The sequence below is a fragment of the Streptomyces sp. NPDC026301 genome (assembly GCF_055567935.1).
Genome location: NZ_JBVHPN010000024.1, coordinates 76,723 through 84,961, shown reverse-complemented (window position 1 = coordinate 84,961; position 8,239 = coordinate 76,723). Strand labels below are relative to the sequence as shown.

Sequence of the window (8,239 nt, the reverse complement as noted above, 5' to 3'; positions counted from 1 at the left end):
GTTACATTTCGAACCCGGAAGCTAAGCCTTTCAGCGCCGATGGTACTGCAGGGGGGACCCTGTGGGAGAGTAGGACGCCGCCGAACAATCATTGTAGGAAAGCCCCGCACCTCATGGTGCGGGGCTTTTCTGCGTTTAGGCCCAGTTGGACCCCAGGGGCAGCGACCAATCCCCGTCTAGGGTCGGTCCCATGCGATACGACCTGGTGATCTTCGACAATGACGGTGTGCTCGTCGACAGCGAGCCGCTCTCCAATACGATCCTGGCCGGCTACCTCACCGAACTCGGGCATCCGACGACGTACGAAGAGTCCATCCGGGACTACATGGGTGCCGCGATACACCGCGTGCACGACCTGGTCGCCGAGCGAACGGGGCAGCGGCTGCCCGCGGATTTCGACACCACCTTCCACGCACGGGTCTTCGCCGCCTTCGAGCAGGAGTTGACGCCCGTCCCCGGAGTACCGGAACTGCTGGCGGAACTGGCCGCGGCCGGGACCCTGTACTGCGTCGCGTCCTCCGGGAGCCATGAGCGGATTCGCGTGGGGCACCGGAAGACCGGGCTCGACCGGTGGTTCGCGGACGACCGCATCTTCAGCTCGGAGGACGTGGGGCGGGGGAAGCCGGCGCCCGATCTCTTTCTGCACGCGGCGGAGAAGATGGGCGTGTCCCCCGAGCGGTGTGCGGTCGTCGAGGACAGCCCGCTGGGCGTACAGGCGGCGGTCGCGGCCGGCATGGACGTATACGGGTTCACGGCCATGACCCCGGCCGACCGGCTGGCGGGCGCGACCGCGCTCTTCGCCGAGATGACCAAGCTCCCGGATCTCCTTGTGTGATTCATCTACCCATCGGTAGCGGTGAGTTCTACGCTGTCCGGCCATGACCACCCCCACTGTTGAGCCGCGGCTCCGGCGCGGCCGGGCCGCGCTCGCGCTGAGCTTCTTCGCACAAGGGGCGGTCTTCGCGCTGCTCGTGACGCGCATCCCGGCGATCCAGAACCGGTACGGGATCTCCGACGCGCTGCTGCCCGCCTTCCTCGCCGCCGTCCCGGTACTGGCCGGTGCGGGGAGCGTGGCCACGGAGCGGCTGGTGAAGCGGGTACGCCCCGGGCTCGTGCTGCGATGCGTACAGCCGGTGGTCTGTCTGGCGCTGGTGGGCGTGGGGGCCGGGAGCGGCCTCGTCCAGGTGGCCGTGGCCCTGGGGGTGTTCGGGCTGTCGGTCGGGGCGCTGGACGCCTCGATGAACATGCTCGGGGTGAGCCTGCAGCGCGCCTACGGGCGCAGCATCATGCTCGGCTTCCACGCGGCGTACAGCCTCGGCGGGATCGTGGGTGCGTCGCTGGCCTGGGCGGGCGCGCACTGGGGGCTCTCGCTGGCCCTGCTGTACGGGCCGACCGCCGCGGTCGCCGTGCCGGCCGTCCTGGTCGCCGGGCACTGGTACGTCGACCAGAGGCGTCCGCACAAGGACGGCGCCGCGGCCCAGGCGGGGCCTGCGGCGGCCCCCGTCTCGCTGTCCATGCGGCTCCTCCTCCCCCTCTGCCTCGTCATGGCCTTCGCGTACATCGGGGACTCGACGGTCTCCAACTGGAGCGCGAAGTACCTGCAGGACGTGCTGGGGAGTTCGGAGCAGCTGGCGACCGTGCCGTACAACGTGTACATGATCACCACGCTCCTCGGGCGGACCGTCGGGGATCTGGGGGTGCGGAGGTTCGGGCCGGTCGCGGTGGTGCGGACGGGGGCGGTGGTGGCGGCGGCGGGGTTCGCGGTGGTGGCCGCGGCGCCCGGCGCGTGGCCGGGGATGGCCGGGTTCACGCTGCTGGGCCTGGGGCTGTGCGTGATCGTGCCGCAGACGTTCGCGGCGGCGGGCCGGCAGGCGTACGAAGCACACGGGGAGCTGCGCGGTCCGGAAGCGTCGGATGCGGCCATCGCGCGACTGAATATCTTCAACTATGTGGGCTTTCTGGTCGGTTCGCCGCTCGTCGGGGCGGTGGGCGATGCCTGGAGTTACCGCGGGGCGATGCTGGTGCCGATGGTGCTCGTGCTGGTCACGCTGGTGTACGCCCCATCGTTCGGTGGGGAGCGGGCCCGATACGGTGGCGGACATGAGCGGCCGCGCACAGCTGATGTGGGACGAGGCAGTAACGGGCTATGACTTCGGGCCCGGCCATCCGATGGACCCGGTGCGGCTCGCGCTGACCATGCGGCTGGTCCAGGCGTACGGCCTCGACCGCGCGCCGGTACAGGTGGCGGCCGCCAAGGCGGCGGGCCTGTCCACGCTGCGCCTGGTGCACCGCGAGGACTACATCGACGCGGTACGGCGCGCCTCGGCCGACCCGAAGGCCGCGGAGGTCTCGTACGGGCTCGGTACCGAGGACGACCCGGCGTTCGCCGGCATGCACGAGGCGTCGGCGCTGATCGCCGGGCAGTCGGTGGGCGCGGCGGAGGCGGTGTGGCGCGGCGACGCGCTGCACGCGGTGAACTTCACCGGCGGGCTGCACCACGCGATGCCGGGCGGCGCGGCCGGTTTCTGCATCTACAACGACGCGGCGCTGGCCATCGCGCGGCTCCTGGAGCTGGGCGCGCGCCGGGTGGTGTACATCGATGTGGACGTGCATCACGGGGACGGCGTGCAGGCCGCGTTCTGGGAGGACCCGCGGGTCCTGACGATCTCGCTGCACGAGCACCCGCGCACCCTCTTCCCGCAGACCGGCTGGCCGGAGGAGACCGGTGCCGAGGGCGCCGAGGGCAGCGCGGCGAACGTGGCGCTGCCGGCCGGTACGGGCGACGCGGGATGGCTGCGCGCGTTCCACGCGGTGGTGCCCGAGCTGGTGGCCGGGTTCGGGCCCGACGTGATCGTCACGCAGCACGGCGCCGACACCCACTTCGAGGACCCGCTCGCGCACTTGGCGGTGAGCGTGGACGCGCAGCGCGCCGTGGCCGAGACCTGTCACCAGCTGGCGCACGCGCACTGCGAGGGGCGCTGGGTAGCGCTCGGGGGCGGCGGTTACGCGGTGGTCGACGTGGTGCCGCGGACCTGGACGCACCTGGTGGCGATCGCCGCCGGACAGCCGCTGGACCCGGCGACGGACATCCCGGAGGAGTGGCGCCAGGAGGTGTACCGGCTGACGCGCCAGCAGGGGCCGCGGCGGATGACGGACGGGCGGGAGCCGGTGTTCCGGGACTTCGCGGACAGCGGGTACGACCCGGCGGACCGGCTGGACCAGGCGATTCTGGCGACTCGCCGCGCGGTGTTCCCGGCGCACGGGCTGCTCCCCTAGAGAGCGCCCACGGGCCCCGCTGGAGAGCGCCCACGGGCCCGCGCAGGGTCCCCTTACGTGTGATTACCCATCAGTCAGGGCATGGACCGGTCGTCCGGGCGTCACCATGGGCGGCGTGTTGAGCAGTGGCGCGCTGCGGGCGCATCTGGTCGAAGCACGGCTCGCCGGGTCGATCGCGACCTCGCGGGAGAAGAGCCTGAACCGCTACCGCCTCTTCGCGGCCGGCGACCCGCGGGCGCTCATCGGACTGGAGCCCGCGGGGGACTGGTCCGTCGGCGATCTGCTCGGGCTCATGGGAGAACAGTGCGGAGTTTCGGCCGATCCTGCGCATATTTCTGGCACGGATGTGATCGACCCGGACCGGACCGTCGCGGCACTGAACGCGTTCGCCGACCGGCTCGGCGAGGCGGCCGGCGAGCGCTCGCCGGTACTGATCGGCACGGGCCATCCGGACCGTCTCACCGGCTTTTACGGGGGCCTGGCAGACGCTTTGTCGGCGGCGGGATGCCCTGTCCTCACCCCTGCGTACGGCACAAGTATCGACATAATGACCCGGTTTGGGGTACGTACGTACAACCTTGCGTACGTACGGGGAGTCGCGCGGATGCGCGAACCCGGCGTGTGGGGAGACCTCGGGGAGCCGGAGGTGCACACGCACTCCCCCCTCCCGGTTCGTAGGGCCCTCGGCGCTGCAGCAGACGCCGCAGGACCCCTTCCCGAGCTGGTGATCGGGGACCACGGATGGGTCTGCGGAGCAGGTCAGCTGGGCTTTGAGGCCATCGGCCTGGCGGATACTGACGATCCGGCGCTGTTCGTCGGGCAGGCGGAGGGGCGGGTGTCCGTCGTAGTTCCGCTTGATGACGCTGTGCGGTCTGATTACTACCGACCGCTTACTCGCTATGTACTCAATCGAGCGTGTCTGTCACAGTAGGCGGCCGACGGCTACTCCTCTTCCCCACTCGCATCACCCGCCCCTAACCTGGGGAGTGAGCGCATAGCGACGAAGAGTCACCGGAGGGGAAGCCGGTGCCCGTCATGTGCGGAAGGACCAGGTGTGTCATGGCTGCAGACCAGAGGCCTCTGAATGAGGTCGTGTTCCTTACTGTGGCGGAGGTCGCCACAGTGATGCGAGTGTCGAAGATGACCGTGTACCGCTTGGTGCACAGCGGTCATCTGCCCGCGATCCGAGTGGGGAGGTCGTTCCGGGTTCCGGAGCAGGCGGTCCACGACTACCTCCGCGAGTCCTATGTGGGGGTGGAATCGGCCTGACGGGGGCCCGACAGGTCCCTTTGCGGGCCTGGTGAGGCCGGACGGAGGCCACGAAAGACCCTCGGATTACGCCGTACGCTCGGCGGCGGGTAGGCTGGCCCGATGTAGGTAGTGTGGGCTCGGACGCCCCGCACCGAGTATTTCGAAGTGAGCGAGGGTAGTCGTGGGCTCTGTTATCAAGAAGCGGCGCAAGCGGATGGCTAAGAAGAAGCACCGCAAGCTGCTCAAGCGCACCCGTGTTCAGCGTCGCAACAAGAAGTAAGCGGCGCTGAGCGCGATTCCGCAGCCCCCCACCACACGGTGGGGGGCTGCGGTGCGTTCGGGGGCACACAAGCCCGGAAGCCGGGTACTCGGCGCAAGGCGGCGGCGTCAGGGCGGCATCAGGGATCAGGACGGCGACGGGCGCCAGGACCGGACCAGGCCGAAAGATGGCCGGGGCCGTCCACAAGTCATCACACCGCAACACCGACCGGATAGCGTGGGCCGCCACATCTCGGCACGTGCGGGGACGTGCGGGGGACGACGGTGGGAAGGAAGGGCTGATCTTGGGCAAGGTCGTGCTCGTCACGGGAGCCGCACGTCAGCTGGGCGGCCGCTACGTACGCCGGCTCCAGCGCGATCCCGACGTCGACCGGGTGATCGGCGTCGACGCCGTGGCGCCCGAGCACCACCTCGGCGGCGCCGAGTTCCTGAAGGCCGACATCAGACATCCGGCCATCGCCAAGGTCCTCGCCGAAACGGGCGTGGACACGGTCGTGCACATGGATATCAACGGCACCCCGCTCGGCTCCCGCGGCAGCCGCTCGTCGGTCAAGGAGACCAACGTCATCGGCACGATGCAGCTGCTGGGCGCCTGCCAGAAGGCACCGCACGTCAAGCGACTGGTCGTGAAGTCCTCCGCGAGTGTGTACGGCTCCGCGCCCCGGGACCCGGCGGTCTTCACCGAGACGACCAGCCCCAAGTCGCTGCCCAGCGGCGGCTTCGCGAAGGACGTCGTGGAGGTCGAGGGGTACGTACGCGGCTTCGCCCGCCGCCGGCCCGACGTCGCGGTCTGCGTGCTGCGGTTCGCCAACATCCTCGGGCCGTGCGCGGACTCGCCGCTCGCGGAGTACTTCTCGCTGCCCGTGCTGCCCACCGTCCTCGGGTACGACCCGCGGCTGCAGTTCGTGCACGAGGAGGACGCCATCGAGGCGCTGCGCCTGGCGACCGGCGAGCCCCGCAGGGGCACGCTCAACAGCGGCACGTTCAACATCGCGGGCGACGGCGTGCTGCTGCTCTCGCAGTGCTCGCGGCGGCTGGGCCGGCCCACGCTGCCGCTGCTGCTGCCGACGGTCACCTGGGCGGGCTCGATGCTGCGCTCGCTCGGCATCACCGACTTCTCGCCGGAGCAGATCCGGATGCTCACGCACGGCCGGGTCGTCCGGACGACCCAGATGCGCGAGACACTGGGGTTCGAACCGGCGTACACCACGGCCGAGACCTTCGCGGAGTTCGCCCGCAGCCGAGGTCCCGGCCTGCTGCCGCCCGAGACCGTCTCCCGTACCGTCGACCGGCTCGCCGCGCTGCTGCCCGCAGCCAGTGCCCAGACCCAGTGAGGAGTTCACCCACGATGGCGGACGCCAAGGTCATCCCGTTCGGCGAGGAGCCGCGCACGCGGCGGAGGGCCAAGCGGGCGGCGGGCGCGGCGCGTAACGCGGCCCTGACGCCCGTACCGCCGCCGCGCCAGGAGGAGCCGGAGGCGCCGGCGCCCGAGGAGCGGGGCGCGTCCTGGGAGCAGCGGCTCGCCGGCGGCCTCAACTTCCTGCGCAGACGGCTGACCGGTGAGTACGACGTCGACGACTTCGGTTACGACGAGGAGCTCACCGACCAGGTCATGATGTCCGTGCTGCGGCCCCTGTACGAGAAGTACTTCCGGGTCGAGGTGAAGGGCGTCGAGAACATCCCCGAGAAGGGCGGGGCGCTGATCGTCGCCAACCACTCCGGGACGCTGCCGCTGGACGGCCTGATGCTCCAGATGGCGGTGCACGACGAGCACCCGGCCGGCCGCCATCTGCGGTTGCTGGCGGCCGATCTGGTCTTCATGCTGCCGGTGGTCAACGAGCTGGCGCGGAAGGCCGGGCACACGCTGGCCTGCACGGAGGACGCCGAGCGGCTGCTGGAGCGCGGCGAGGTGGTCGGCGTGATGCCGGAGGGCTTCAAGGGCGTCGGCAAGCCCTTCTCGGACCGGTACCGGCTGCAGCGCTTCGGGCGCGGCGGCTTCGTCTCGACCGCGCTGAAGTCCGGGGTGCCGATCGTGCCGTGCTCGATCGTGGGCGCGGAGGAGATCTACCCGATGATCGGGAACGCCAGGACGCTGGCGCGGCTGCTCGGCTTCCCGTACTTCCCGATCACGCCGACGTTCCCGTGGCTGGGGCCGCTGGGCGCGGTGCCGCTGCCGACGAAGTGGACCATCCAGTTCGGCGAGCCGATTCCGACGGACGGGTATCCGGCGGAGGCGGCGGACGACCCGATGCTGATGTTCAACCTCACCGACCAGGTGCGCGAAACGATTCAGCACACGCTCTACAAGCTGCTCGTGCAACGGCGTTCGGTGTTCTTCTGAGGCCGTGACGGCCGGGTGACGGCCGTGGCGGGGGATGCCCCGTGTGCTGTCGGGGCATCCCCCGCGACAGAATCGGATCATGCCCAACACCCAGTACGTGAAGCTCGGCTCCACCGGCCTGGACGTCTCGCGACTCTGCCTCGGCTGCATGACCTACGGCGTCCCCGACCGCGGCCCACACCCCTGGACCCTCGACGCGGACCAGGCCCGCCCGCTGATCCGGCAGGCCGTCGAGGCCGGGATCAACTTCTTCGACACGGCGAATGTCTACTCCGACGGGACCAGCGAGGAGATCGTCGGCAAGGCGCTCGCCGACTTCGCCCGGCGCGACGAGATCGTGCTCGCGACCAAGGTCAACGGCCGGATGCGGCCGGGCCCGAACGGCGCGGGGCTGTCCCGCAAGGCGATCATGACCGAGATCGACCACAGCCTGCGCCGGCTCGGCACCGACTACGTCGACCTCTACCAGATCCACCGCTGGGACCCGCGCACTCCCATCGAGGAGACCATGGAGGCCCTGCACGACGTGGTGAAGGCGGGCAAGGCCCGGTACATCGGCGCCAGCTCCATGTACGCGTGGCAGTTCGCCAAGGCCCAGCACACCGCCGAGCGGCACGGCTGGACCCGCTTCGCCTCCATGCAGAACCACTACAACCTCCTCTACCGCGAGGAGGAGCGCGAGATGCTGCCGCTCTGCGCGGACCAGGGCGTGGGCGTACTGCCCTGGAGCCCGCTCGCCCGCGGCCGGCTGACCCGGGACTGGGACGCCACCAGCCACCGCGCGCAGACCGATGAGTTCGGCAAGACGCTGTACCAGGAGGGCGACCGGGAGATCGTCGAGGCGGTCGGCGCCATCGCGGCGGAGCGGGGCGTGCCGCGGGCACAGGTCGCGCTCGCCTGGCTGCTGCACCAGCGGCCGGTGACCGCGCCGATCGTGGGCGCCTCGAAGGCGGGGCACCTCGACGACGCGCTGGCCGCGCTGGAGCTCCGGCTCACGGACGAGGAGATCGGTCGGCTCGAACAGCCGTATACGGCGCGGCCGGTGAGCGGGCACTGAGAGTCCGCGTACGGGCGGGGTCGGGCCCTGAGCGC

Annotated in this window: 9 protein-coding genes and 1 rRNA gene; all 10 read left to right on the top strand. The window is 70.5% G+C overall.

Translation table 11 applies throughout. The features are described 5' to 3' along the window. Positions 1-86 (top strand): 5S ribosomal RNA (rrf, locus tag ACZ4MH_RS31140); the annotation flags it as partial. Positions 87-190: 104 nt separating this feature from the next. Next, a complete protein-coding gene (locus ACZ4MH_RS31135; protein ID WP_351595241.1) occupies positions 191-835 on the top strand; it encodes an HAD family hydrolase in 645 nt (214 codons plus the stop codon). 43 nt (positions 836-878) lie between these two features. Further along, positions 879-2,150 carry an MFS transporter gene (locus ACZ4MH_RS31130; protein WP_351595238.1) on the top strand — a complete coding sequence of 424 codons (1,272 nt, stop codon included), beginning with the start codon at positions 879-881 and terminating at the stop codon, positions 2,148-2,150. Then, entirely contained in the window at positions 2,101-3,276 is a 1,176-nt protein-coding gene (locus ACZ4MH_RS31125; RefSeq protein WP_351595235.1) for an acetoin utilization protein AcuC, read from the top strand. The genes ACZ4MH_RS31130 and ACZ4MH_RS31125 overlap by 50 nt, the downstream gene beginning before the upstream one ends. Positions 3,277-3,391: 115 nt before the next feature. Next, the gene (locus ACZ4MH_RS31120) at positions 3,392-4,207 is read left to right on the top strand and encodes a phosphatase (protein WP_351595232.1); all 816 of its coding nucleotides are present in this window, start codon (positions 3,392-3,394) and stop codon (positions 4,205-4,207) included. Positions 4,208-4,335: 128 nt separating this feature from the next. Then, positions 4,336-4,545, top strand: coding sequence for a helix-turn-helix domain-containing protein (locus tag ACZ4MH_RS31115; protein WP_014144137.1), 210 nt, complete (start codon positions 4,336-4,338; stop codon positions 4,543-4,545). A gap of 163 nt (positions 4,546-4,708) precedes the next feature. Next, a complete protein-coding gene (locus ACZ4MH_RS31110; RefSeq protein WP_003948845.1) occupies positions 4,709-4,807 on the top strand; it encodes a 30S ribosomal protein bS22 in 99 nt (32 codons plus the stop codon). Positions 4,808-5,090: 283 nt separating this feature from the next. Next, the gene (locus ACZ4MH_RS31105; protein ID WP_351595229.1) at positions 5,091-6,140 is read left to right on the top strand and encodes an NAD-dependent epimerase/dehydratase family protein; all 1,050 of its coding nucleotides are present in this window, start codon (positions 5,091-5,093) and stop codon (positions 6,138-6,140) included. A 14-nt stretch (positions 6,141-6,154) separates the two neighbouring features. Further along, a complete protein-coding gene (locus tag ACZ4MH_RS31100; RefSeq protein WP_351595226.1) occupies positions 6,155-7,147 on the top strand; it encodes a lysophospholipid acyltransferase family protein in 993 nt (330 codons plus the stop codon). A 79-nt stretch (positions 7,148-7,226) separates the two neighbouring features. Further along, positions 7,227-8,204, top strand: coding sequence for an aldo/keto reductase (locus tag ACZ4MH_RS31095; RefSeq protein WP_351595223.1), 978 nt, complete (start codon positions 7,227-7,229; stop codon positions 8,202-8,204). Positions 8,205-8,239 lie beyond the last annotated feature (35 nt).

Coding starts and splice junctions, on each gene's coding strand:
- ACZ4MH_RS31125 (WP_351595235.1), top strand. CDS start 2,101: ATGAGCGGCCGCGCACAGCTGATGTGGGACGAGGCAGTAACGGGCTAT.
- ACZ4MH_RS31135 (WP_351595241.1), top strand. CDS start 191: ATGCGATACGACCTGGTGATCTTCGACAATGACGGTGTGCTCGTCGAC.
- ACZ4MH_RS31100 (WP_351595226.1), top strand. CDS start 6,155: ATGGCGGACGCCAAGGTCATCCCGTTCGGCGAGGAGCCGCGCACGCGG.
- ACZ4MH_RS31115 (WP_014144137.1), top strand. CDS start 4,336: ATGGCTGCAGACCAGAGGCCTCTGAATGAGGTCGTGTTCCTTACTGTG.
- ACZ4MH_RS31095 (WP_351595223.1), top strand. CDS start 7,227: ATGCCCAACACCCAGTACGTGAAGCTCGGCTCCACCGGCCTGGACGTC.
- ACZ4MH_RS31130 (WP_351595238.1), top strand. CDS start 879: ATGACCACCCCCACTGTTGAGCCGCGGCTCCGGCGCGGCCGGGCCGCG.